This window comes from Burkholderia sp. Bp9031 (genome assembly GCF_003857965.1).
Taxonomy (GTDB): domain Bacteria; phylum Pseudomonadota; class Gammaproteobacteria; order Burkholderiales; family Burkholderiaceae; genus Burkholderia; species Burkholderia ambifaria_A.
This window is the reverse complement of record NZ_QTPW01000002.1, coordinates 321,907-341,165: the sequence shown is the minus strand read 5'-3', so window position 1 is coordinate 341,165 and position 19,259 is coordinate 321,907. Positions and strand designations below refer to the sequence as shown.

General features: G+C 67.2%; 19 protein-coding genes. 6 read left to right on the top strand and 13 right to left on the bottom strand.

The genetic code is table 11. The features are described 5' to 3' along the window. Nucleotides 1-31 precede the first annotated feature (31 nt). The 3 genes from DIE15_RS04745 to DIE15_RS04735 form a co-directional block, all read right to left on the bottom strand. Nucleotides 32-1,273, bottom strand: coding sequence for an amidohydrolase family protein (locus DIE15_RS04745; protein WP_124832507.1), 1,242 nt, complete (start codon nucleotides 1,271-1,273; stop codon nucleotides 32-34). A 13-nt stretch (nucleotides 1,274-1,286) separates the two neighbouring features. After that, complete coding sequence (locus tag DIE15_RS04740; protein ID WP_124832506.1) at nucleotides 1,287-2,603, bottom strand: MFS transporter; 1,317 nt, start codon at nucleotides 2,601-2,603, stop codon at nucleotides 1,287-1,289. 123 nt (nucleotides 2,604-2,726) lie between these two features. Beyond that, complete coding sequence (locus DIE15_RS04735) at nucleotides 2,727-3,638, bottom strand: LysR substrate-binding domain-containing protein (protein ID WP_057925747.1); 912 nt, start codon at nucleotides 3,636-3,638, stop codon at nucleotides 2,727-2,729. Between the two features lie 186 nt (nucleotides 3,639-3,824). On the opposite strand from DIE15_RS04735, the gene DIE15_RS04730 reads away from it, so the two are divergent. After that, complete coding sequence (locus DIE15_RS04730; protein ID WP_057925965.1) at nucleotides 3,825-4,235, top strand: TIGR02594 family protein; 411 nt, start codon at nucleotides 3,825-3,827, stop codon at nucleotides 4,233-4,235. Nucleotides 4,236-4,299: 64 nt separating this feature from the next. Here DIE15_RS04730 and DIE15_RS04725 read toward each other — a convergent pair whose 3' ends face one another. From DIE15_RS04725 to DIE15_RS04705, 5 genes are all read right to left on the bottom strand, one after another. Continuing rightward, nucleotides 4,300-5,742, bottom strand: coding sequence for an efflux transporter outer membrane subunit (locus DIE15_RS04725; protein ID WP_124832505.1), 1,443 nt, complete (start codon nucleotides 5,740-5,742; stop codon nucleotides 4,300-4,302). 16 nt (nucleotides 5,743-5,758) lie between these two features. Then, the gene (locus DIE15_RS04720; RefSeq protein ID WP_057925745.1) at nucleotides 5,759-7,333 is read right to left on the bottom strand and encodes a DHA2 family efflux MFS transporter permease subunit; all 1,575 of its coding nucleotides are present in this window, start codon (nucleotides 7,331-7,333) and stop codon (nucleotides 5,759-5,761) included. Nucleotides 7,334-7,346: 13 nt separating this feature from the next. Beyond that, nucleotides 7,347-8,435 (bottom strand): HlyD family secretion protein, encoded by a 1,089-nt coding sequence (locus DIE15_RS04715; RefSeq protein WP_124832504.1) that lies wholly within the window; start codon nucleotides 8,433-8,435, stop codon nucleotides 7,347-7,349. Nucleotides 8,436-8,499: 64 nt separating this feature from the next. Next, nucleotides 8,500-8,931 (bottom strand): MarR family winged helix-turn-helix transcriptional regulator, encoded by a 432-nt coding sequence (locus tag DIE15_RS04710; RefSeq protein WP_124832503.1) that lies wholly within the window; start codon nucleotides 8,929-8,931, stop codon nucleotides 8,500-8,502. Nucleotides 8,932-9,037: 106 nt separating this feature from the next. Next, nucleotides 9,038-9,958: a LysR family transcriptional regulator gene (locus DIE15_RS04705; RefSeq protein WP_124832502.1), complete on the bottom strand. Its 921-nt coding sequence runs from the start codon at nucleotides 9,956-9,958 to the stop codon at nucleotides 9,038-9,040. A gap of 110 nt (nucleotides 9,959-10,068) precedes the next feature. Between DIE15_RS04705 and DIE15_RS04700 the strand changes: the two genes are divergently transcribed. The 3 genes from DIE15_RS04700 to DIE15_RS04690 all read left to right on the top strand — a co-directional run bounded on the left by DIE15_RS04700 (nucleotide 10,069) and on the right by DIE15_RS04690 (nucleotide 12,255). Further along, entirely contained in the window at nucleotides 10,069-10,497 is a 429-nt protein-coding gene (locus DIE15_RS04700) for a MarR family winged helix-turn-helix transcriptional regulator (RefSeq protein WP_124832501.1), read from the top strand. 68 nt (nucleotides 10,498-10,565) lie between these two features. Beyond that, nucleotides 10,566-11,813, top strand: a complete 1,248-nt coding sequence (locus DIE15_RS04695) for an aconitase X (RefSeq protein ID WP_124832500.1) — start codon at nucleotides 10,566-10,568, stop codon at nucleotides 11,811-11,813. Further along, nucleotides 11,806-12,255 (top strand): aconitase X swivel domain-containing protein, encoded by a 450-nt coding sequence (locus tag DIE15_RS04690; protein WP_124832499.1) that lies wholly within the window; start codon nucleotides 11,806-11,808, stop codon nucleotides 12,253-12,255. The genes DIE15_RS04695 and DIE15_RS04690 overlap by 8 nt, the downstream gene beginning before the upstream one ends. 21 nt (nucleotides 12,256-12,276) lie before the next feature. Here the strand turns inward: DIE15_RS04690 and DIE15_RS36860 are convergent, their stop codons facing one another. From DIE15_RS36860 to DIE15_RS04675, 3 genes are all read right to left on the bottom strand, one after another. Then, on the bottom strand, nucleotides 12,277-12,963 hold the full coding sequence (locus DIE15_RS36860) for a hypothetical protein (protein WP_242431789.1): 687 nt from the start codon (nucleotides 12,961-12,963) through the stop codon (nucleotides 12,277-12,279). Then, nucleotides 12,876-13,421: a hypothetical protein gene (locus DIE15_RS04680; RefSeq protein WP_057925739.1), complete on the bottom strand. Its 546-nt coding sequence runs from the start codon at nucleotides 13,419-13,421 to the stop codon at nucleotides 12,876-12,878. Before DIE15_RS04680 ends, DIE15_RS36860 begins: the two co-directional genes overlap by 88 nt. A 91-nt stretch (nucleotides 13,422-13,512) precedes the next feature. Next, nucleotides 13,513-14,595: an AraC family transcriptional regulator gene (locus DIE15_RS04675; RefSeq protein WP_124832498.1), complete on the bottom strand. Its 1,083-nt coding sequence runs from the start codon at nucleotides 14,593-14,595 to the stop codon at nucleotides 13,513-13,515. Between the two features lie 76 nt (nucleotides 14,596-14,671). Here DIE15_RS04675 and DIE15_RS04670 point away from each other — a divergent pair, with 76 nt between their 5' ends. Continuing rightward, nucleotides 14,672-16,705, top strand: coding sequence for an NADPH-dependent 2,4-dienoyl-CoA reductase (locus tag DIE15_RS04670; protein WP_124832497.1), 2,034 nt, complete (start codon nucleotides 14,672-14,674; stop codon nucleotides 16,703-16,705). A gap of 195 nt (nucleotides 16,706-16,900) precedes the next feature. On the opposite strand, the gene DIE15_RS04665 is transcribed toward DIE15_RS04670, so the two are convergent. Continuing rightward, the gene (locus DIE15_RS04665) at nucleotides 16,901-17,305 is read right to left on the bottom strand and encodes a DUF2471 family protein (RefSeq protein ID WP_057925736.1); all 405 of its coding nucleotides are present in this window, start codon (nucleotides 17,303-17,305) and stop codon (nucleotides 16,901-16,903) included. A gap of 186 nt (nucleotides 17,306-17,491) precedes the next feature. Next, nucleotides 17,492-18,385, bottom strand: a complete 894-nt coding sequence (locus tag DIE15_RS04660; protein WP_057925735.1) for a LysR family transcriptional regulator — start codon at nucleotides 18,383-18,385, stop codon at nucleotides 17,492-17,494. An 86-nt stretch (nucleotides 18,386-18,471) separates the two neighbouring features. Between DIE15_RS04660 and DIE15_RS04655 the strand changes: the two genes are divergently transcribed. After that, complete coding sequence (locus tag DIE15_RS04655) at nucleotides 18,472-19,257, top strand: NAD(P)H-dependent oxidoreductase (protein WP_124832496.1); 786 nt, start codon at nucleotides 18,472-18,474, stop codon at nucleotides 19,255-19,257. The last annotated feature ends 2 nt before the right edge of the window (nucleotides 19,258-19,259 follow it).

Here is a 19,259-nt window from a genome sequence, read left to right as displayed (position 1 = left end):
TCGGCGGTTGCCGGCCGGCCCCCGCAAGCGATCAACGCAACGCCGCCCGGGCCTTCACGATTTTTCCTCGCTGCAACACGTACGCGACGCTTTCGCCGTTCCCCGCGACGACGCCGATATCGTCGAGCGGGTTCCCGTCGAGCACGACGACGTCCGCGATCGCACCCGCGGCGATCACGCCCAATTGCCCCGGCATGTTGACGATCTCGGCCGCCACCGTCGTCGCCGACCTGAGCGCCGCGAGATTGCCCAGCACGTCGGCCCGGATACGGAACTCTCCGCACTGAAACGCGTGCATTTCGCCGAGCAGGTCGGAGCCGAAGCCCATCTTCACGCCGGCGTTCGCATAGATCTCGAGCGACTCGCGCCCCTTCTGCTGCACGGAAGCCACCTTGGCCACCGAATCCGCCGGCATCCCGAACTGCGCACCGTGTTGGGCAAGCGCGTCGTACGTGACGAGCGTGGGCACGACAAACGCGCCGCGCTCGTGCATGAGCTTTGCGGCCGCCTCGTCGACGAGATTGCCGTGCTCGATCGTCCGCACGCCGCACCGCACCGCGCGCGCAATCGCTCGCCCCGTGTACGCATGTGCCATCACGTAAGTATTGGCGGCGTCGGCTTCATCGACGATCGCGCGAATCTCGTCTTCCGAATACTGCGTGTTCGCGATCGGGTCGGTCGGCGAGGCCACCCCGCCCGACGCCATGATCTTGATCTGCGTCGCGCCTTTCTGGATCTCTTCGCGCACGGCGAGCCGCACGCCCTCGACGCCATCGACGACCCGCGCGATCGCCCCCGTGCGAAAGCAGCACGAACACGGCTCCAGCACGTCCCCGCGCGGCCGGAAGTCGCCGTGCCCGCCGGTTTGCGACAGCGCCTTGCCGGACGGAAAGATGCGCGGCCCCGAAACCAGCCCGGTCTCGACCGCCTGCATCAGGCTCCAGTCCGCGCCGCCCGCGTCCCGCACGCTGGTAAATCCGCGCGCCAGCATCGCATCGAGAATCGGCAGCGACCGAATTGCCGCGAGAATGTTCGGCTGCGTCGCGTTGGCGCCCAGGTTCGCATTGGAGGCGAGCACATGCACGTGGCAATCGATGAACCCGGGCATCACGGTCTTGCCGCGCACGTCGATCACGCGCGCATTCGGAAAATCCACGGGTCGATCGGTGACTTCGACGATGCGCTCGCCGTCGATCACGACGTGGTGATGGTCGAGGAGCACGCCCCGTTCGAGGTCGAGCACGTTGCCGCCGTGAAGCACGGTGATGGTCATTGGGGAGGTATCCTTATCGAGTCGTTGACGCATTGCGCCGCGCGTCCTTCACGAAGCGCGTGCCGACGAGGCTGACCGCCGCCGCGACGGTCACGTAGAGCGCGGGCGCCATGTTGCTGCCCGTGCGGGCGATGAGCCACGTAATGAGGAACGGTGCGAACCCGCCGAAGATCGTGACCGCGAAGTTGTACGCGACCGACAACCCGGTCGACAGCACCTTGGTCGGGAACAGTTCGGCAAACGCCGCGAGAATCGGCCCCGTATAGGTGGCGATCAGCACGCCGAACACGGCCTGGAACACGATCAGCGAAGCGAAGCCGGGCGCATGGTTGATCCACGCGAACATCGGCCACGCGAGTACCAGAATTGCGAGCGCCGAGCCTGAGAGGAACACGCGCCGGCCCCACGCGTCGGCGAGCTTGCCGACGATCGGCGAGCAGCACATGATCATCAGGCCACCGGCCATGCCGGCCGCGAAGCCGGTCGACTGCGGCAGGTGCAGCGTGCGCACCGAATAGGTCGGCATGTAGAACAGCAGCACGTACGTGCAGACCGTCCACAGAATCACCATCGAGAAGCTGGCGAACGTCTCGCGCGGGTAGGTCGACAGCACTTCCTTCAGCGGCGAGCTTTCCTTCACCTGCGCTTCGACGGCGCTGAACGCGGGCGTTTCGTCGAGATGGCTGCGGATGAAGTAGCCGACCGGCCCGACGACGATCCCGAGCAGGAACGGCAGCCGCCAGCCCCAGCTGTGCAGTGCCTGCGCATCGAGGGACGTCGTGACGAACGTGCCGGTCGCGGCGCCGAGCAGTACCGCGAAGCCGATGCTCGACTGGATCCAGCTCGAGTAGTACGCGCGCTTCTCCGGCGGCGCGTATTCGGTGAGGAAGGCGGTGGCGCCACCCATCTCGCCGCCGGCCGAGAAGCCTTGCAGCAGCCGCGCGACGACGATCAGCAGCGGCGCGGCGATGCCGGCCTGCTCGTAGGTCGGCGCGAGCCCGATCAGCGCGGTGCCGAACGCCATCAGCAGGATCGTCAGCGACAGCGCGGCCTTGCGACCGACCTTGTCCGCATAGACGCCGAGCACGATGCCGCCTACCGGCCGCATGAAGAAGCCGACGCCGAACGTCGCGACGGTGAGCAGCACCGACGTCAGTTCGTTGCCGGTCGGGAAGAACAGCTTCGCGATGATCACCGCGAAGAAGCTGTACACGGTGAAGTCGAACCATTCGAGGCCGTTGCCGATCACGGTCGCGACGATGGCGCGGCGGCGCTGCTGCGCGGCCGCATCGACGGAATGCGCGGCGCGCGGGGAAAGCGTTCCTTGCATGGTCTCTTCCTTTGTCGGATGACGGGACGGGTGCCCCGCGTGAAGCCCATGTTAAGGACAGCCGGATTTTTTTATGAAACGAAAGATTTGCATGCACGCATGCGCACAGCGCATGCATCGCATTCACTGCGCGGTCTGCCGGTCCGCCTGCTCGAACAGCCAGCGCGAGAACAGTCGTGCCGCCTGGTTCTGCGCGCGGTCGTTCGGCGAGATCACGTAGTAGCCGCCGCCGTGGCTCGCGGATGCCTCCGTCACGCGCACGAGCAGGCCGGCCTCGAGGCACGCGTCGATCATGTAGCGCCAGCCGAGCGACACGCCCTGGCCGAGGATGGTCATCTGCACGATCTGCGGATACGAGTTGATCGTGATGTCCTGGGGCTGCGCCTTCTGCCGATCGATGTCATTCATGTCGAACCATTCGGACCACGACATCCACTGGCGCTGGCCGTCCTCGAGGCGCAGCAGCGTCTCGTTCGCGAGGTCGGCCGCGCACAGCGTGCGGCCGGCCAGGTAACCCGGCGCGCAGACCGGGAAGACTTCCTCGTCGAACAGGCGGCGCGCGGTATATTCGGCCGGCGCTTGCTGGCGCACGTAGTAGACGCCGACGTCGAATTCCGCGGGCGACATCGATGCCAGGCCGTCGCGCACGATCACGCGCAGCTTGATGTTCGGATATGCGGCGCGGAACGCCGGCAGGCGCGGCGTGAGCCACAGCAGTGCGACGCCGGACGAGCAGGCGATCGTCAGTTCGAGATCGCCGTACGGCTTCATCACGTCGTGCGTGGCTTCCGCGCATAGCGTGAGCAGATGATGGACCTGCGCCGCATATTGCTCGCCGGCGATCGTCAGCCGCAGCGAGCGGTGTTCGCGGACGAACAGCGAGCGGCCGAGGAATTCCTCGAGCTGCTGGATCTGGCGGCTGATCGCACTTTGCGTCAGGTGCAGTTCGACGGCGGCCTTCGTGAAGCTCGCATGCCGCACGGCGGCTTCGAACGCGACGAGGCACTGAAGGGGCGGCAGGGGCGTGATGCGCATGGCGGGCGTGAGGGTCGAGGTCGCTGCCGACATGATACGGGCGCACGAGCCGGAAATCGCATGCCGGAACGATGCTGCCGGGCCTTATTCGTGCGAAGATTGAGCGACTTCCACCTGCATTCCATCGAGGCCGTCGTGATCCGATCGAACCCCGAGGGCAACCCGCAAGCCGGCCATCCGCCGTGGATGCCCGTCGCGCTGGACGAGCTGGGCATCCGCCGCTTCCCGCCCGGCAGCATCAATCCGCGCATCGTCGAATACAACAACCACACGAATCTCGTCGGCTACGACGACAAGATTTCGTGGTGCTCGTCGTTCGTCAACTGGTGCATGACGCATGCCGGCATCCGCGGCACGGGGTCGGCGCTCGCGCGCTCATGGCTCGAATGGGGACGCCCGCTGGAGCGTCCGGAGTACGGCTGTATCGCGATCCTGACGCGCGACGACCCCGCAAGCTGGAAGGGGCACGTCGGGTTCTATCTGCGTCACGACGACGACCATGTGCACCTGTTCGGCGGCAATCAGCTGGAAGAGGTGCGCGAACTTGCGTACCCGGTGAGCGAGGTGATCGGATACCGCTGGCCCGACGCCGGCTGATCGCGCCGCACGCGGGCGCCCTGTACACACGGACAATGGAGCCGGCGTCGAATGGCGGCCGCAGTCAGTCCTTCGCGGCAGCGACGGCCACGGCCTCCGTCTCATCCGACGCCTCGTTCCTGCTCCACCCACCCCCGAGCGACCGATACAACGCGACCGCCGCCAGCGCATGCTCGCGCTTGACCTGGTTGAGCGCATCCGAGTCCCGCAGATACACCTCCTGCGCTGACAGCACGTCGAGAAAATCTGTCGCACCGCCCTTGTAGAGCTGGTTTGCCAGCCCGAGCGCCTTGTCCGATGCCGCGAGCGCGCTGTCGAGCCGTCGCGTCGCTTCATCGCTGCTGACGAGGTTCGCACGCGCATCCTCGACTTCCCGCAGTGCTTGCAGCATCGTCTGCCGCAACCCGAGTTCCGACTCGCGCATCCGGCTTTCGCTTTGCGTGATGTCGGCCGTGATCCGCCCGGCATTGAAGATCGGGCTCGTCGCGCTCAACGCCGCGCTGAACAGGTTGTCGGTCAGCGTCGGCAAGCCGAGGTACGACGCGGCAAGAATCCCGTCCGTCAGGTTCAGCGAGAACTTCGGATAACGCTCGGCCTTCGCGACACCCACCTGCGCCGCGCGCCGTTCGACCTGCGCGTAAGCGGTGAGCACATCGGGCCGCCGCAGCAGCGCCTGCGAAGGCAGCGTGGCGGGCGACCCGGCCGGCGGTGCCGGAATCGCGCCAGCCTGCGCGAGCACGAGCCGATCGATCGACTCGGGCGTGCGCCCCGAATACACGGCGATCAGGTTGAGCTGATGCGCGATCTGCGCCTGCGTCGGCGGAATCCGCGCTTCGAGCGCGTCGAGCTGGTTCTGCGCGCGCGTGACGTCGAGTTCCGTCGACAGCCCGAATGCCTGCCGCTTGCGCGTGAGTTCGAGCGCACGTCGACGAATTGCCGCGTTGTCCTGAAGGATCTTCAGTTCCTGCTGCGCCCAGCGCAGGTCGACGTACGCGGAGGCCGCATCGGCCGCGAGCGCGAGCCGCATCGCGTCTTCCGCGTGCTGTTGCCCGACCAGCCCGGCCTGCGCGGCCAGCAGGTCGAGCCGTTGCCCGCCGAACACGTCCGGCGACCAGCTCAACGCGAGCCCGGCGCCGGCCTGCCGCACGTAGCCGAGCGGCGGTGGCGTGTTCTGGCGTGCGTCGGCGGCATGCGCGGTCGCGTCGAGTTCGGGCAGCAGCACCGCCCGCTTCTGCACGGTCAGCGCCTGCGCCTGCTTCACGCGTTCGGCGGCGGCCAGCAGATCGAGGTTGCCGTCGAGCACGGTCGCGATCAGCCGGTCGAGCACGGGATCGTGGAACTGTGCCCACCACGCGGCGGCGTCGATGTCCGCGCGCGGCACGTCGGTGTCCCATGCGGCGGGTGCGAGCGCTTGAACGGAATCGTGCAGCGCGGGATGCTGCGCGGGCTGCACCGCGCAGCCGGCGGCGAATGCGCTGACGGCCAGCGCGGCGAGTAGCTTTTTCATGACGAGTGTCTCGGCTTCAGTGCGCGTCCGGCGGCGGCGCGTTCAGGGTGATGGGGCGGGAAAACGCGACGGCGATCAGCGCCACCACGAAGCACAGCGACAGCGCGTAGTACGCATCCGCATAGGTGAGCGTCAGCGCTTCGCGATAGATCAGGCGGTGCAGGTTCGCGAGGCCGGCCTGCGCGGTATCCAGCGTGTTGCCGGCCACCGAGGTCCAGTACGCGGCCTGGCGATCGAGCAGCGACGCGACCTGAGGCTCGCCGGCGCTCACGTGCTCGTTCAGGCGCAGGTAGTGGAAGTTCAGCCGGTCGTTGAGCATCGTCGCGCTCACCGCGATGCCGATCGCGCCGCCGAGGTTGCGCATCAGGTTGAACAGTCCGCTCGCCGATTTCAGCCGCGACTGCGGCAGCGAACCGAGTGCCATCGTCACGATCGGCGGCACGCTGAACTGCTGGCCGATGCCGCGCAGCGCCTGCGGCAGCAGCAGTTCGCGCCAGCCCCAGTCGTGCGTGATCGGCGTGTACAGGTAGCAGCCGAGGCCGAAGCAGACGAGCCCGAACACGAGCAGTGCGCGCATGCTGAAGTGGCGCGCGGCGAACGCATACGCGCAGAGCGCGAGCAGCTGGAACGCACCGACCGACAGCAATGCGATGCCGATCTGCAGCGAGCTGAATGCACGCACCTGCGACAGGAACAGCGGCGTGAGGAACACCGTCACGAAGATCCCGATGCCCGTCACGAACGACAGCAGGCTGCCGATCCCGAAGTTGCGCACGGCGAGCGCGCGCAGGTCGACGACCGGATCATCCGCGGTCAGCGCATGCACGATGAACAGGAAGCCGCAGATACCGGAGATCCACGCGCAGACGACGATCGCGTCGTCGCCGAACCAGTTCTTGCGCGGGCCTTCCTCGAGCACGTACTCGAGGCAGCCGAGGAAGCCCGACATCAGCGCGATGCCGAGGTAGTCGCCGCGCTTGACGAGGCTCGGGTCCGGCGTGTCGATGTGCACGTAGCGCGGCACCAGCACGGCCACGACGATGCCCGGCACGAGGTTCAGGTAGAACAGCCAGTGCCACGACCATTGATCGGTGATCCAGCCGCCGATCACAGGCCCGATCGCTGGCGCGAGCGATGCGAGCGCGCCGATCGTCGTCGACGCGATCAGCCGCTGCTTGCCCGGGAACAGCACGAACGCGGTGGTGAACACGGTCGGGATCATCGCGGCGCCGAGCGCGCCCTGCAGCCCGCGAAACAGGATCATCGAGTTGATGTCCCACGCGAGCCCGCACAGCATGCTCGTGATCGTGAAGCCGACGGCCGATGCGACGAACAGCCAGCGCGTCGACATCACCTTCGACAGCCAGCCAGACATCGGGATCACGATGATCTCGGCGATCAAGTAGGCGGTCTGCACCCACGACAGCTCGTCCTGGCTGGCGGACAGGCCGCCGCCGATGTCGCGCAGCGACGATGCGACGATCTGGATGTCGAGCGTCGCCATGAAGAAGCCGACGCACATCAGCGCAAACGCGAACACGCGCTGCTTCGTCGGTTGCGACGCGGGGTCGCCGGAAAACGCGGTGGTCATCGTCGGCTCCCGTTCAGTTCGCGCGGCCGGTGTGCACGGTTACGACCGCGGACAGGCCGGGGCGCAGCACGTGCTCGATGCCCGGTTGCGGATCGAGATGCACGCGCACCGGCACGCGCTGGACGATCTTCGTGAAGTTGCCGGTCGCGTTCTCGGGCGGCAGCACGCTGAAGGTCGCGCCGGTCGCCGGCGCGAGACTGTCGACGCGGCCGTGGAGGCGCGCGCTCGACGCATCGAGCGACACGTCGACGCGATCGCCCGCGTGCATCTTGCGAAGCTGGTCCTCCTTGAAGTTCGCATCGATCCATAGCCCCGACGCGGGCACGACCGTCAGCAGCGGCACGCCGACGTTCGCGAGCATCCCGACGCGGCCCGTGCGGTTGCCGACGTAGCCGTCGACCGGCGAGCGGATCGTCGTGTATTCGACGTTCAGCGCCGCGACGCGTTGCGCGGCGAGTGCCGTGTTCACGCGGGCCCGCGCATCGGCGAGCTGCGCGCCGAGCACGTCGAGCTGCCGCTTCGATGCGAGCAGCGCGGCGTCGCTGCGTGCGACGGCGGCATCCGCTTTCGAATAGTCGGCATCCGCACGTTCGACGATCTGGTTCGACACCGCATCGGATTTGACGAGCTCGCGGTAGCGCACGCGGTCGGATGACGCGCGCGTGAGCTCGGCCGACGATGCATTCCTGTCCGCCGCATGCTGACCGATCACCGCGTACTGCAGTTGCTGCTTCGCTTCGAGTTCGGACACCGCGGAGCGCGCGCTGTCGACTTCCGCGGCGGCTTGCGCGAGCTTCGCGTCGTAGTCGCGCGCATCGAGCTGCACGAGCACGTCGCCGGTCTTCACGCGCTGGTTGTCGGTCACGAGGATCTTGTCGACGAAGCCGTTCACCTTGGGCGCGAGCACCGTGACGTCGCCACCGACATACGCGTCGTCGGTGCTTTCCTGGAAGCGCAGCACGAACAGCCAGTCGAGCGCGGCAGCGGCCACCACGACGATCACCGCGCCCACCGCGATGCGCATCCACGGCACGCGGCGCTGCCTGGCCGGCCGGTCGATTGTGGCTGCCTCGCGGGAGGCAGCGGCTGGGGTCGTTTCCATCGATTCACCTATGTATATGCACTAATTGAGGCGACCGACGATGCGTCGCCGATCGGGGAAGGGGTTAGCGTTCCGGCAGGTTGTGCGTGATCCGGAACAATTCGTCTCTGAGGCGGGCCGCCCGGGCCGGCCCGAATTGCTGCTCGAACGCCTCCTGCGCGGCGAGCCAGTGCACATGCGCGTCGGCGATCTTCGTTTCGCCGTGTGCGGTCAGCGCGAACGTCCGGGGGCGGCAACGCGGCTCGATCCGGCCCGTCACGAGCGCCGCGCCGACCAGCGGCTTGAGTGCGCGCAAGAGCGCCGTGCGCTCGATCACCAGCACCGCCGATAGCGTCGCCATCGTCAGGCCCGGGCGCTCGCGCAGCAGCGCGAGAATGCTGTACTGCGACGGCGTGACGCCCGCCCGCGACAGGTAGCGCTCGTAGAACTGCGAGATTCGCCGGGCGGCTTGCCGAACCGCGAAGCAATCGTCATCGGTAAGCATGGTCGTGTGCATGTGCACATGTTAGGCGGCAATGCGAGGCGAAGCGAGCGGCGGGGCAGGATCAGATTGGTGTCGTGGCTGTACCAATCGGCGGCAGAACGGCGCGTTCCGTGCCGGATCAGGCCGCGGCCGGAACGATCCAGCCTTCGCGGTCGCAATACGCGGCCGTGTAGTCGATGAACGCCTGGACCTTCGCGGGCAGCAGCGCGCGGTTCGCGTAGGCGAGCTTGATCTCCACGAACGCGTCGACGAGATCGGCGCCTTCGAGCAACTGCACGAGCGCGCCCGACGCGAGTTCGGCCTCGACGAGCGTTCTCGGCACGACGCCGATGCCGAAGTCGTGCATCACCATTTCACGGTTGAAGACGGGGCTGTTCGACGAGATGTCGAAGCTCAGCGGCACGGTCAGCAGGTCGCCGTCGACGCGGAACGACAGCGCGGGCCGGCGCAGCGACGGCGACATCGGTACGAATGCATGATCGGCGAGGGCGGCCGGCGTGTCGGGGCGCGCGTGCGCGCGCAGGTACGCCGGGGTCGCGACGATCACCACGGGAATGCGTTCGACCAGCCGCACGACGGTCGTCTCGCTCGTCAGCATGTACGGCACGACGATGCCGATGTCGTAGCCTTCGCCGACGAGGTCGACCGGGCGCTCGGTTAGCGTGACGTCGAGGCGCACCTTCGGATGCGCGGCCTTGAAGCCGGCGATCAGCGGCACGAGCCGGTTCAGCGCGGCCGTCGTATGCGCGACGAGGCGCAGCAGCCCTTCGGGCTCGCGCGTGTGCGACTGTGCCTGCGCTTCCATCGAGTCGAGTTCGTCGAGCACGGCCGCGCAGCGTTCGTAGATGCGTTCGGCGGTTTCGGTCAGCGAGACCTGGCGCGTGGTCCGGTGCAGCAGGCGGCTGCCGAAGCGCGCCTCCAGATCCGCGACCGCCCGCGACACGACCGGCCGCGCGAGGCCGTGCATGTCGGCGGCGCGCGTGAAGCTGCGCGTTTCCACCACCGACCGGAAGATCCGCAGCTTGTCGATGTAGTCCATGTCCGTCTCCTCGGGGCGATGGCGGGGCGCCCGATGCACGCGACCGGCCCGGCCATGTTACGGCGCAGTGTACATTGACTTTATGCATATGCACATATAAATTGCCGATCATGAACGATATCCAGATGGCCCAGGCCTGCAATTGCCTCGCGCTGCGTCAGGCGGCGCGCTTCGTCACGCAACTCTACGAGCGGCATCTGGCCCCGGTTGGCGTCACGCCCGCGCAGTTCTCGATCATGGCGAACCTGTCGCGCCGGCCCGGCCTGGTGATGAGCGAACTTGCCGATAGACTGGTGATGGATCGCACGACGCTGTTGCGCGCGCTGAAGCCGCTGCAGCGCGACGGATTCGTCGCCGCGGCCGCGTCCGAGCATGACGCGCGCGCGCATGCGCTCAGCCTGACGAAGCTCGGCGAGCGTACCTACGCGCAGGCGAAAGTCGCGTGGCAGGCCGCGCAGGACGAGTTCGAGACGCAGTTCGGCCGCAGCCGGGCCAAGGCGCTGCGCGACGAACTCTTCAGCCTGACGGCGCAGCGATAGGCGCAATGCGCGCGGTAGTATGACGAAAGCGATCCGGATCCACCGGACGAGACACGAGGAGCACCCCCATGCTGCAGTTGAGCGAGCGTGACGACGCGATGTTGCGCGGCGCATTCGGCGACGGCGTCGCGCGCGCGATGCGGATCGTCGCGCGCACGGCCGAGGTCATGTCGGCGCCGCACTTGATCGACATCACGTCCGCGCATATCGACGGTTGTCTTTACCACGGCCGGACGAGCCTCGACTTCGTCGAGTATTTCGTCGATACCGGCGCGCAAGTCGCGGTGCCGACCACCCTGAACGTCGGGTCGCTCGACCTGATCCATCCCGAGCTGTATCACGGCGACCGCACGATCCAGCGCGACGCGCAGCGCCTGATGGATGCGCACCTGCAACTCGGCTGCGAATCGAGCTTCACGTGCGCGCCGTATCAGCTGAAGCATCGTCCGCGCGTCGGCGAGCAGATCGCGTGGGCCGAATCCAATGCGATCGTGTTCGCGAATTCGGTGCTCGGTGCGCGCACCAGCCGCTACGGCGACTTTCTCGACCTGGCCGCCGCGATCACCGGACGCGCGCCGTATGCGGGCCTGCACGTCGAATCGAATCGCGCGGCGCGGATCGTGTTCAACGCGCCGGACTTCGGCAACCGGCCGTCGCGCGACATCTATTTTGCGGCGCTCGGGTTGCTGATCGGCAGGATCGCGGGCGCGATCGTGCCGGCGATCGTCGGATTGCCCGTCGACACCACCGAAGACGAACTCAAGGCGCTCGGCGCGGCCGCCGCATCGAGCGGGGCCGTCGCGCTGTTTCATGCGGTGGGCGTCACGCCCGAGGCGCCGACGCTCGATGCCGCATTGCACGGGCAGGCGGCGCAGCGAACGGTCGAGGTCGCGATGGCCGATCTCGACGAGATCCGCCGCACGCTGAATCATGGCGCGGCCGGCGATGCGCTCGTCGCGGTCGCACTCGGCACGCCGCATTTCTCGCTGGCCGAATTCCGCACGCTCGACGCGCTGCTCGATCAGTTCGACGGCAAGCTGACGTGCGATTTCTACGTGAACACGAGCCGCTTCATTCTGTGGGAGCTGGGCGAGCTCGGGCTCGCGGACAAGTTCGACGCGCGCGGCATCCAGATCGTCGTCGACACCTGCACGTACATCACGCCGGTGATGAAACAGCTGTCGGGCCTGGTGATGACGAACTCGGGGAAGTGGGCGTCGTATGCGCCCGCGAACATTGGCGTCACGGTGGCGTACGGCAGCATGCGCGAGTGCGTGCGCTCCGCGTTCGAAGGAAGGGTGCGATTCGATGACTGAAGCAACGATCGGGAAACTGACGGGCGACACGCTCGTGCAGGGCAGCGTGTGCGCGAACACGATCGTGCTCGACAAGCCGCTCAGCTTCTGGGGCGGCTACGACTCGGGCGCGGGGCGGATCGTCGATCGCGGGCATCCGCAGGCCGGCGCGAGCCTGGCCGGTCGGATCATGGTGATGCCGCACGCGAAGGGTTCGAGCTCGAGCAGCAGCGTGCTCGCGGAAGCAGTGCGCAACGGCACGGGGCCGATCGGGATCGTGCTGAAGGAGCGGGACCTGATCATCTCGATCGGTGCGATCGTGGCTGCCGAACTGTATGGGATTGCGGTGCCGGTGGTGTGCGTGACGGACGACGTGTATGACGCGATCGTCGCCGCGACCGGCGAGGTGCGGATCGAGGCGGGCGGCGGGGACGGTGGCGCGCGGATTGACGTCGGCGACTGAAGCGGTCTCGCCGACGTCGGCTCAGATGAAGCGGATGCGCGGCGTATCCTCCGGCGCGAGCGAGAGCGCGTTCCTGGCGGCATTCATCTCGCGTTTGCCGCCCGGTTGCTTGAGCCGTCGAATTTCGGGCCACACGATCAGACCGAACACCGAGCGCAGGATCGTACTCGCCACGAAGAAGCCGATCACGGCTGCACCGAACCACGCAAATATGTCGAGCATGCCGTCGGTACTGCGTTGCACGGCGGACAGGATGCCGGTGACGAGCGTCAGGCAGATCAGCGCGCCGATCGTCACGGCTACATCGGTTCGGGCGCCGGCGACCCGCGCGGGGCGAACGAGATACACCGAGCCGTCGGTGACGTTGCGGATTCCGTAGATTGCCAGGCTATCGAGGCCTTCGGCATAGGCGACATTCAGCTGATCGCCCGCGACGAGGAAGAGGTTGCGCGTCCCGCTTGTCCTGAGCGTAAGCGGCGCGTCGAACGCGTCGAGCCGAAGAGCGATCTCCTCGATGCTTTGCGTGGTCCAGCCGAGGTTATTGCTCCAGACCTTCGTATTGATCGTTTTCTGGCTGACCGACATGACGCTGCCGGACGCAATCCGCATGGAGCGATCGGTCATGCGTTGCTCCGTTCGATCGTGAAACGGGACGGCTGGCATTGCCACTGTTCCCTGGCTTCGCGCCGCTGCGGCCGGAACACCCATTCGGACAGGCCGGCAATCGCGAGCAGCGTGCCCAGCATGCTGATGATGCTCGCGAACACGGTCAGTGCGAGGACGAGCGCCCAGCCCGATTTGAACGCGGCGCCGCCGATCAACAGGCTCAGGATGAACACGCACGACGCCCAGGTGAGCAGCGACAGGTTGCGGTCTTTCTGGGCGAATGCATCGTAGGGCGCGATCGCCAGATCGTGGCTTCTGATCCATGCGATCCGGCGACGGCCGCGGTCGTCGAAGACGCATGCGCGTACGGCCATGCCGGGCTTCAACCGATCCACCTGCTTGAACGCTTCGGCGTCGACGTCGCCGGCCGCGATGAAGTAGCAAACATCCTGCATCGTCAGGCGATAAAGCGGCACCTGCTTGATGTCGGTCTTGACGCGGATGAGGTTCGTATCGATACGGTCGATCCTCGCGTCGATCAGCGTGGTGTGATTGCGCATGATTGGAAGAGGGCGTCAGCCGACATCGCGTTGGTGTGGCATTCATCATACCGATGAATGCGCGGGCGAGCGCATCTCCCGCGTTTCCGCATCATTCGCGCGCCGTTCCCGCCGCTGCTTCCCGATACGCACTCGGCGTTTGCCCGGCCCAGCGCCGGAACGCCCGCGTGAAATTCGCCGGATCGGTGAACTGCAGCCGCTCGGCGATCGTCTTCAGGTCGAGGTCCGATGCGGCGAGCAACTGCTTCGCGTCGCGAAACCGCGCTTCGTCGAGCAGTTGCCGATAGCTCGACCCGGCGTCCTCGAGCCGGCGCCGCAACGTGCGCGTCGACACGAGCAGTGCGTCGGCGAGCGCCTCCGGGCTCGAATAGTCGCCGGCCGTGCGCGCCAGTTCGGCACGCACGCGCTCGACGAGATCGCCTTCCTCCTGGCGCACCTGCGCATACTCGCGCTCGACCTGCACGAGCGCCTGCCGGTGCGCGACTTCGTCGGCGAGCGGCAGCGGCCAGTCGAGCACGTCGCGTGCGATCCACAGCGCATTCGCCGGGCAGCCGAATTCGACCGGCGGCAACTGGTCGCGGTAACGCGCGAAATAATCGGGCTCCGGCCACGTGAAGCGCAGCGCAATCGGCGGCGACGCGCGTCCGGACCATTGCGAGACGTTCTGCGCGAGCCCGGTCAACACGAACTCGAACATCACGTGATGCTGCAGCACGGGGCTTGCCTGCACGCCGTGCAGTTCGAGCGTCGCGCCACGTTCGTCCTCCGCGTAGATCAGCCGATATTGACGGTTGCGCATCCGGAAGTAGCGCTGCGTGACGACCAGCGCGTCGCGGATGTCCCGCGCGGTCAGCGTCGCATAGCCGAGGAAGCCGTGCACGGTCGGCTTCAGCAGCAGGCCGAACGCGAGGCCGATGCCCGGGTCGCCGCCGATCTCGATCGCGTTGAGCACGAGCCGGCCCCATTGCGACGGCGCGACGCGCGCGTCCGGTTCGGCCAACACCGCGTCGCGCAGCCCGGTGCCCGCGCGCACCGCGGCCAGATCGACGCCGCGTGCGGCCAGCGCCTGCAGCAGCAGGCGCGTATAGGCAACTGGAATCGTCGGCCGGCGTAGCCCGAGGCGGTCCTTGCGTGGCGGGGAGGTCATGTCGTTTTGGCCGGAAATGACAAGCATTATGGCTGTTTGCCCCCTCACGTTCAAGGCGGCGCGCGGCCTACGATGGCATTCATCGCTCAACCGCGGAACGATCATGACGACCCCCTTTCCCCACCTGCTCGCACCGCTCGACCTCGGCTTCACCACGCTGAAGAATCGCGTGCTGATGGGTTCGATGCACACGGGCCTCGAAGACAGCCGCAAGACGCTGCCGCGGCTCGCCGACTATTTCGCCGAACGCGCGCGCGGCGGCGTCGGCCTGATCGTGACCGGCGGCTTCGCGCCGAACGTGGCCGGCTGGACCAAGCCGTTCGGCGGCACGCTGATGACGTCGGCCGGCGCGCGGCGGCATCGCGTGGTCACCGACGCCGTGCATGCGGACGACGGCAAGATCGCGCTGCAGATCCTGCATACCGGCCGCTACGGCTACCACCCGTTCGCGGTCGCGCCGTCGAAGATCAAGTCGCCCATTTCTCCGTTCGCGCCGCATGAACTCGGCGCGCGCGGCGTCGAGCGTCAGATCCGCGCGTTCGTCCGCTGCGCGCAGCTCGCGCGCGAGGCCGGCTACGACGGCGTCGAGATCATGGGCTCCGAGGGCTACCTGATCAACCAGTTCATCTCGGTGCATACGAACAAGCGCACCGACCAGTGGGGCGGTTCATACGAGAACCGGATCCGCCTGCCGATCGAGATCGTCGAGCGCACGCGCGACGCGGTCGGGCGCGATTTCATCCTGATCTACCGGCTGTCGATGCTCGACCTGATTCCGGACGGCAGCGACTGGAGCGAGACCGTGCAGCTCGCGAAGGCCGTCGAGCGCGCGGGCGCGACCATCATCAACACGGGGATCGGCTGGCACGAGGCGCGCGTGCCGACGATCGCGACGTCGGTGCCGCGCGGCGCGTTCGCGTGGGTGACGAAGAAAATGAAGGGCGAGGTCGGTATCCCGCTCGTGACGACCAACCGGATCAACCGGCCCGAAGTGGCCGAGCAGATTCTCGCGGACGGCTGCGCGGACATGGTGTCGATGGCGCGCCCGCTGCTCGCGGATGCCGAGTTCGTCGTCAAGGCCGCACAGGGCCGCGCCGACGAGATCAACACCTGCATCGGCTGCAACCAGGCGTGCCTCGACCACGCGTTCAAGAACCAGATCGCGTCGTGCCTGCTGAACCCGCGTGCCTGCCACGAGACGGAGCTGGTCTACACGCGCGTGCAGCAGCCGAAGCGCATCGCGGTCGTGGGTGCGGGCCCGGCCGGGCTCGCGTGCTCGACCGTGCTCGCGCAGCGCGGCCACCACGTCGACCTGTTCGACGCGGCGCCGGAGATCGGCGGCCAGTTCAACATGGCGAAGCGGATTCCGGGCAAGGAGGAGTTCGACGAAGCGCTGCGTTACTTCGGCCGCCAGGTCGAGCTGACCGGCGTGAACCTGCACCTGAACCGCCGCGTCGACGCGAGCGACCTGATCGCGGGCGGCTACGACGAGATCGTGCTCGCGACCGGCGTGGCGCCGCGTGACCCGAAGATTCCCGGGCAGGACGGGCCGAACGTGCTCAGCTATATCGACGTGCTCGCCGGCAGGCAGCCGGTTGGCCAGCGTGTCGCGGTGGTCGGCGCGGGCGGCATCGGTTTCGATGTCGCCGAGTATCTGGTGCAGGACGGCGAGTCGCCGACGCTCGATCTGGAAGAATGGAAAGCGGAGTGGGGCGTGACCGATCCGGCCGCGACGCGCGGCGGCGTGACGCGCGCGCGGGTCGCGGCGCCGGTGCGCGAAGTGACGCTGCTGCAGCGCAAGGCCGCGCCGCTCGGCAAGGGGCTCGGCAAGACGACCGGCTGGATTCACCGCGCGACGCTGAAGATGAAGCAGGTGAAGATGATCGGCGGCGTGAACTACGAATCGATCGACGCGCGCGGGTTGCACGTGTCGTACGGCGAGCAGCGTACCGATCACGAACTGATCGAAGCCGACACGATCGTGCTGTGCACGGGGCAGGAACCGCAGCGCGCGCTGCTTGCGCCGCTTCAGGCGGCCGGACGCTCGGTGCATCTGATCGGCGGCGCGGAACTGGCGGCCGAACTCGATGCGAAGCGTGCGATCGATCAGGGCTCGCGGCTTGCCGCTCGGCTGTAACGGGCAGGCGTTCCGGGTTTCGAGACGGCGTGCGTCGCGCGGCAGCGCGCTGCGTGCGCGACGGCTCCCGACTTCCCGGCCGATGTGTTGCGGCATCCCGCAACACGCCGGTTGCGTGGACCGGATGTACCGCGGCGCCATGCAACATGGCGACGCGATTCCGGCAGACCGCCATCTGCCACCGGCACGCGTGCCTTAGGCCGCTTCGGCCCGCTCTTCCTCTTCCGCTTCCAGCATTGCCTTGACGATCAGGTAGACGGCCGGCAGGTCGTCGTCGTCGCGGCGCCAGTCGACCGGCTCCTCGACGTCCGCGGCGACCAGCCGGCTGTCGCGCAGGCGGATGAACGCGTCGACGACCGTCGGATCGTTGCGGCTCAGGAAACCGGTATTCGAGAACGCGAGTTCCTCGACGTTCAGCAGCGCCTGCCAGCTCATCGTGCGGACGGCGGCCGGATGAGTGCGGCGCCGCAGGCCGAGCGCGCGTTGCGCAGGGCCGCCGACGACACGCTGAAGATCGACGACCGCCCGCTGCGCGGCACGCTCGAAGTGGACGGGGTTGAAGCCGGGTTGCTCGGGATCGAATGCGGATGACTGGAACATGGTCGCCTCACAGAAGTCCGTCCGTCATGGGTGACGGAATTCGGGTCAAATGGTGCAAAAGCACTGTAAATATATACAGTGTTCGAGGCGGTTTCAAGTGCTGAATGCACGTGTGTTCGTCGCAACCGGTTCGAGCGCGGCGGTGAGGGTGGTCGAAGCGTGCGTCGAGTCGTTCCCGCGCGCGGCTTACACCGACGCGGCGATCGTCTCCCGCAGCCATCGATGCGCCGGATCGCGATGCACGCGTTCGTGCCACAGCATCGACATCTCGTAGCCGGGGACCTCGACGGGCGCCTCCACGACGCGCAACGCGGGCGTATTGCGCACCAGCCGCTCGGGCAGCATTGCCACGAGGTCGGTGGCGGCGACGGCCGACATCACGAACAGGAAATGCGGAACCGACAGCACGACACGCCGCGCGGCGCCCGCTTTCGCGAGCGCTTCGTCCGTCACGCCGAAGAAGCCGCCGCCGTCGGGCGACACGATCACGTGTTCCAGCGCGCCGAACTGCGCGAGCGTAGGGCGTCGCTTCAGTTTCGGATGACCGGCGCGGCCGACGAGCACGTATCGCTCGACGAACAGCGGCAGGCGCCGCATTCCTTCCGGCGAGCCGTCGGTCGTATGGAAAGCCAGGTCGATGCCGTTTCGCTCCGCATCCTGCTCGATGCGCGGCGGCGCGAGTTCGACGACGGCGAGCCGCGTAGCGGGGGCGGCCGAACGCAGCGCGTTCAGTGCAGGCAGGACGATCGTCGATTCGCCATAGTCGGTCGCGGCCACGCGCCATGTGTTCGTCGCGGTTGCCGGATCGAACGGCGTGGCCGTCAGCACCGCGCGTTCGATCGCATCGAGCGCGTCCCGCAGCGGCTCGCGCAGCGTTTCCGCGCGCGCGGTCGGCCGCATCCCGCGCGGCCCCGGCAGCAGCAGCGGATCGCCGAACAGCTCGCGCAATTTCTGCAATTGCACGCTGACCGACGGCTGCGACATGTTCAGCTTTTCAGCCGCCCGCGTGACGTTGTGCTCGGCGAGCAGCACGTCCAGCGTGACCAGCAGGTTCAGGTCCAGCCGTCTGAGATTGTTCATGACTATACCTGGGATATCTAGAATTCATTTCCAATATACCTTTGGCGACGGCATCCTGCAGTCATTCAATCAACGGAGCAATGAACATGAACGTGCTGATCGTCTATGCCCATCCCGAGCCGCGCTCGTTGAACGGCGCGTTGCGGGACTTCGCGGTCGAGCATCTCGAAGCGGCCGGCCACGCCGTGCAGGTGACCGATCTGTATGCGATGAACTGGAAGGCCGCGTTCGACGCGCACGACGTGACGGACGGTGCGCCCGACGCACGCTTCGATCCCGCGCTCGATTCGAAGCGTGCATTCGAGACGGGCACGCAGCGCGACGACATCGTGCGCGAACAGGCCAAGCTGAAGTGGGCCGATGCAGTGATCCTGCAGTTCCCGCTGTGGTGGTTCTCGATGCCGGCGATCATGAAGGGCTGGGTCGAGCGCGTGTATGCGTACGGTTTCGCGTACGGCGTGGGCGAGCATTCCGACCAGCATTGGGGCGACCGTTACGGCGAAGGCTCGCTTGCGGGCAAGCGTGCGATGGTGATCGTCACGACCGGCGGCTGGGAGTCGCACTACAGTGCGCGCGGCATCAACGGGCCGATAGACGACGTGCTGTTCCCGATCCAGCACGGGATCCTGTATTACCCGGGGTTCGACGTGCTGCCGCCGTTCGTGATCTACCGGACGGGGCGGATGAACGACGTGCGTTTCGACGAAACGCGTGCGGCACTCGGCAAGCGTCTCGACGAACTGTGGACCGCTCAACCGATTCCGTTCCGGCGGCAGAATGCGGGAGACTACGAGATTCCGGCGCTGACGTTGAAGGCGGGAATCGCGCCCGAGAAGGTGGGGTTTGCGGCGCATCTGGCGCACGGGCAGTGACG

Excerpts from the sequence above, each read along its gene's own strand:
- DIE15_RS04725 (WP_124832505.1), bottom strand. The coding sequence starts at position 5,742 with ATGAAAAAGCTACTCGCCGCGCTGGCCGTCAGCGCATTCGCCGCCGGC.
- DIE15_RS04655 (WP_124832496.1), top strand. The coding sequence starts at position 18,472 with ATGAACGTGCTGATCGTCTATGCCCATCCCGAGCCGCGCTCGTTGAAC.
- DIE15_RS04740 (WP_124832506.1), bottom strand. The coding sequence starts at position 2,603 with ATGCAAGGAACGCTTTCCCCGCGCGCCGCGCATTCCGTCGATGCGGCC.
- DIE15_RS04720 (WP_057925745.1), bottom strand. The coding sequence starts at position 7,333 with ATGACCACCGCGTTTTCCGGCGACCCCGCGTCGCAACCGACGAAGCAG.
- DIE15_RS04670 (WP_124832497.1), top strand. The coding sequence starts at position 14,672 with ATGACGACCCCCTTTCCCCACCTGCTCGCACCGCTCGACCTCGGCTTC.
- DIE15_RS04710 (WP_124832503.1), bottom strand. The coding sequence starts at position 8,931 with ATGCACACGACCATGCTTACCGATGACGATTGCTTCGCGGTTCGGCAA.
- DIE15_RS04680 (WP_057925739.1), bottom strand. The coding sequence starts at position 13,421 with ATGCGCAATCACACCACGCTGATCGACGCGAGGATCGACCGTATCGAT.
- DIE15_RS04745 (WP_124832507.1), bottom strand. The coding sequence starts at position 1,273 with ATGACCATCACCGTGCTTCACGGCGGCAACGTGCTCGACCTCGAACGG.
- DIE15_RS04715 (WP_124832504.1), bottom strand. The coding sequence starts at position 8,435 with ATGGAAACGACCCCAGCCGCTGCCTCCCGCGAGGCAGCCACAATCGAC.
- DIE15_RS04730 (WP_057925965.1), top strand. The coding sequence starts at position 3,825 with ATGCCCGTCGCGCTGGACGAGCTGGGCATCCGCCGCTTCCCGCCCGGC.
- DIE15_RS36860 (WP_242431789.1), bottom strand. The coding sequence starts at position 12,963 with ATGGGTGTTCCGGCCGCAGCGGCGCGAAGCCAGGGAACAGTGGCAATG.
- DIE15_RS04660 (WP_057925735.1), bottom strand. The coding sequence starts at position 18,385 with ATGAACAATCTCAGACGGCTGGACCTGAACCTGCTGGTCACGCTGGAC.
- DIE15_RS04735 (WP_057925747.1), bottom strand. The coding sequence starts at position 3,638 with ATGCGCATCACGCCCCTGCCGCCCCTTCAGTGCCTCGTCGCGTTCGAA.
- DIE15_RS04675 (WP_124832498.1), bottom strand. The coding sequence starts at position 14,595 with ATGCTTGTCATTTCCGGCCAAAACGACATGACCTCCCCGCCACGCAAG.
- DIE15_RS04695 (WP_124832500.1), top strand. The coding sequence starts at position 10,566 with ATGCTGCAGTTGAGCGAGCGTGACGACGCGATGTTGCGCGGCGCATTC.
- DIE15_RS04665 (WP_057925736.1), bottom strand. The coding sequence starts at position 17,305 with ATGTTCCAGTCATCCGCATTCGATCCCGAGCAACCCGGCTTCAACCCC.
- DIE15_RS04700 (WP_124832501.1), top strand. The coding sequence starts at position 10,069 with ATGAACGATATCCAGATGGCCCAGGCCTGCAATTGCCTCGCGCTGCGT.
- DIE15_RS04705 (WP_124832502.1), bottom strand. The coding sequence starts at position 9,958 with ATGGACTACATCGACAAGCTGCGGATCTTCCGGTCGGTGGTGGAAACG.
- DIE15_RS04690 (WP_124832499.1), top strand. The coding sequence starts at position 11,806 with ATGACTGAAGCAACGATCGGGAAACTGACGGGCGACACGCTCGTGCAG.